Annotated in this window: 4 protein-coding genes; 1 reads left to right on the top strand and 3 read right to left on the bottom strand. The window is 28.8% G+C overall.

Translation table 11 applies throughout. The features are described 5' to 3' along the window. Positions 1-385: 385 nt before the first annotated feature. The 3 genes from F0000_RS26745 to F0000_RS26735 are packed head-to-tail and all read right to left on the bottom strand — an operon-like array spanning position 386 to position 2,374. The gene (locus F0000_RS26745; protein WP_149627758.1) at positions 386-1,339 is read right to left on the bottom strand and encodes a hypothetical protein; all 954 of its coding nucleotides are present in this window, start codon (positions 1,337-1,339) and stop codon (positions 386-388) included. Positions 1,340-1,341: 2 nt separating this feature from the next. Next, positions 1,342-1,536 (bottom strand): hypothetical protein, encoded by a 195-nt coding sequence (locus F0000_RS26740; RefSeq protein ID WP_149627757.1) that lies wholly within the window; start codon positions 1,534-1,536, stop codon positions 1,342-1,344. A gap of 46 nt (positions 1,537-1,582) precedes the next feature. Beyond that, complete coding sequence (locus F0000_RS26735; protein WP_149627756.1) at positions 1,583-2,374, bottom strand: HNH endonuclease; 792 nt, start codon at positions 2,372-2,374, stop codon at positions 1,583-1,585. A 106-nt stretch (positions 2,375-2,480) separates the two neighbouring features. Here F0000_RS26735 and F0000_RS26730 point away from each other — a divergent pair, with 106 nt between their 5' ends. Further along, on the top strand, positions 2,481-3,035 hold the full coding sequence (locus F0000_RS26730) for a hypothetical protein (RefSeq protein WP_149627755.1): 555 nt from the start codon (positions 2,481-2,483) through the stop codon (positions 3,033-3,035). Positions 3,036-3,373 lie beyond the last annotated feature (338 nt).

Raw genomic sequence — 3,373 nt, 5'->3', positions numbered from 1 at the left:
CGATAAGGTAATTACTTGATCTCTCGTAGTGGCACAAATCGAACCGATATAAATGGCACAGTTTGAACCGAAATGACTGGCACTATAACTCCGAAATCATTGGCACAAATCGAACCGAATTAACCACCTTGCATAAAGAAAAAATAATTCAATGAATTTATACGAATTTTTTAATCACAAATCGTATAAGATTATGAAAACCTATTTCAATACAAAATCTATTATATCAGTAAAATCAATAATTTTATTTGGTTGAGGTACAAATAGGGTACAATGTTATACGTAAAAGGTATTAATTCATATTTTATTGCGACGACTTCTTATTCGGGAAGTAGTAATAATACTTTGAAATATATCGTCTATTATGTTAAACAATTAAAATTTCTTACATCTGTTCTGTTTCGAGTTCTTTAATTAATTTTTTAATAGGAGCAGGGTCGATAATATTTCCTCCTAATTCAATTGCCTGTTTATAATAGGGTAAGATTATTTTTGGGAAACTATTCTTTTTATGTTCATTTTGTTGAGCTTCCATTTTTTCATAACGAACATTACCAAATTTAACTAATAACATTGTGCCTCTTAGTTTTTCATTCGGATTATTTCTTTCAGCAATTTTATCAATAAGATTAAAGAACTCGGAATTATTTTTTCTTATATCGTCCTTATCTTCGTACCTTCTTAATAATTCACCAATTTCAATAGTCTCCAAATTTGGAAAATACATTGTAATATTTTTACCTGTCCACATATCATATTGCTCATCATAGAATATTCCTGAATCGTGCCATTTTCCATAAAATTGGACAGAGTTTTTGATAATAAACCCCTTTAGACCTCTTTCTGAACCTTTAATTGTTACTTCTACGGGATTGGGAAATAAACCATTAACAATTTTGTCATTTTGATAGGAATTAAAACTATCTAGAAACAAATTTTTAAAAAAATCAAAGAAAGCAATAATCTTTTCAATTTTGGGAGTAATAAATGTTTCAAAATTGAGAGAGTTTTGTACCCAGTTGTTAATGATAATAGGTTCACTGTCATGTAAAAAATACTCTTCATCTGTTAAAGAATATGCCGAATGAAAAAAAGTATTTCTAATTTCTTTGAAATGATTCTCTTTGAAAAAGGAAATGATGTGTTCTTTATTGCAATCTTCTAAAAGTTCTGAAATTTGATCAATTTTCTCACCTGTACCCAGTAATCTATCGAGTTTTTTAGTTTTATAGTATAAATAAGAAGAGCCCTTATAACCTAAACGTATTTTGCATAGACTTCCTAGAATATTATAAAAATCACTATTTTCGAAAAATGTGGAATAAAGTAAAATCCCCATTCTTATTTTTTTTTACCTTGATATTGATAATAGAGTTCTTTATAAAACTCTATAGCATCGAACCATTCATAAAGATTTGACATTTGTTCTTTTGATCCCATTCCTCTATAATTAATGAGGGTCAACACAACATCAAATTCACTGCTTTTTTTTGATTCGGAAAAAAGCTCAGTTAAATCGGTAAGTTCGTTTTTCATTTTCATTTTTTTTAATTAAGGAAAATTCACGATAGAATAAATTATATTAAATTAATTCCATAGAAATAGAATATTCAGTTTCATTAAGGTTAAATCTAAGAATATCTGATGTATGTTCTAGTATTTTAAGATCACCATAATCAAATTCCTTATGATGATTAGGACATAATAGAATGATGTTATTGGGGAGTTCATTTCCTCCTAGATGCTTTGGTTCAATGTGGGCAGCTTCAATGTAATAAGAACCATCCTTCTTTTTTATTCTGGTCGAACATATCTGACATTTATAATCTCTGAGCTTTTTTATTTTGGCAATTGTTACATTATCTCTTTTATAGGATTTACTACTTATTGTAATAAGTTCAGGATCGGTAGGTTTAAGAGTTTTTAGTTCTTGAACTATTTGGTCTTTGGTTTTGTTTTCTTTCTCTAAAATTTTGATTATTTCTTCTTGTTCATGTTCGTCTGGGTTATCGGAATAAATTTTAAGATACTCCGAGTAAATTTTACGCATAGAGTGCATTGTTACATCCTGGTAATCTTCATAATATTCAATATGTAGGTTTAAAGCTCTTAAAGCATTTGACAATCCTTTGAAGCCATAGTCCCTATAGATATTCTTAAAAAAATATTCCATAGAATATGCATTATTAGTCCTAGTGAACTTTTTACCCTCCAATAAACATTTAATATTTTTAATGAAATCAGCAGCAATACTTGGGTTCATTCTACCATTTCCGACAAAGGTGTCTATTCCTTCTTTTCGGGTTAACTTGCCTTCATAGATTTTTATGGCAATATCATAAGTAATATGTACTAATTCTTTGGTAGCTTTCATCTTTAGAAAAATTGTTTATTAGTGCTGATGTTAAAACATGAAAGTTTCCATTAAAAAAGAATTTATGAGAAATATTTTTAGGGAAATTACACCTTTTTAAAACTAAATGAAAGTTTCAAAAAAAACATACATTCTTATTGTGATAATAGCATTGCTTTATATTTCCAGAGGTTATGTCTATAGAGTTTTTGTGAAATATGAACCCATAGAAGAAAGGAAAGAGTATTCTGTTCGTAATTCAGAACTTATTAGTTATATCGAAAACTCTACCATAAATAGTGACTTATCGGGAATAGTATCAATAATAGATAAATCGAATGAGCTTACGAATGAAAAATTGAAATTTACCTCATCCAAATGTGATGTAGACCCGAATAAATTAGTTAATTCATCAAAAACGCATTGTGTTGGTTATGCTTACTTTTTTACATCTACTTTTAACTACCTGCTGAAAAAGTCAAGATTATCTAATGAATGGAAAGCTAGAGCCTATGCAGGAAAACTATATTTTTTAGGAATAGACGTACATAAATACTTTGATTCACCTTTCTTTAAAGACCACGATTTCGTTATTGTGGAAAACTCTACTACAGGTGAAAGGATTTATATTGATCCAACAATCTCTGATTATTTGGGTATTGATAGAGTATCAAGTCGATAAAACTAGCCTAGTAAGCCCGATAATACTCCGAAGTAAAGAAATATCTGATAACATAGAATTATAAAAATGCTGAGAATAAAGAAAATAGTTTTATAGGTCTGAGTTTTAAACTTGACTATAGCAAATACAGCACTTCCAATAAACTGAACTACTGTAATATTAATAATCATTTTTGATATCGAAAGGTAGGCAGGGTTATCTGTAGAGATACCGAGAGTGTAAATATAACCTTGTCTGAATACTAAATTTTTAATTTACACATTATTCAGATAAGATGACAAATACAGAACAACAAGAACTAGAGAAGAAAGCTCTTGAACAATTTATGAGCGGCAAGA

This window comes from Aquimarina sp. RZ0 (assembly GCF_008370685.1).
In the GTDB taxonomy this organism is placed as follows: Bacteria; Bacteroidota; Bacteroidia; order Flavobacteriales; family Flavobacteriaceae; genus Aquimarina.
This window is presented reverse-complemented; position numbering and strand designations above follow the sequence as displayed.

Excerpts from the sequence above, each read along its gene's own strand:
- F0000_RS26745 (WP_149627758.1), bottom strand. The coding sequence starts at position 1,339 with ATGGGGATTTTACTTTATTCCACATTTTTCGAAAATAGTGATTTTTAT.
- F0000_RS26740 (WP_149627757.1), bottom strand. The coding sequence starts at position 1,536 with ATGAAAAACGAACTTACCGATTTAACTGAGCTTTTTTCCGAATCAAAA.
- F0000_RS26735 (WP_149627756.1), bottom strand. The coding sequence starts at position 2,374 with ATGAAAGCTACCAAAGAATTAGTACATATTACTTATGATATTGCCATA.
- F0000_RS26730 (WP_149627755.1), top strand. The coding sequence starts at position 2,481 with ATGAAAGTTTCAAAAAAAACATACATTCTTATTGTGATAATAGCATTG.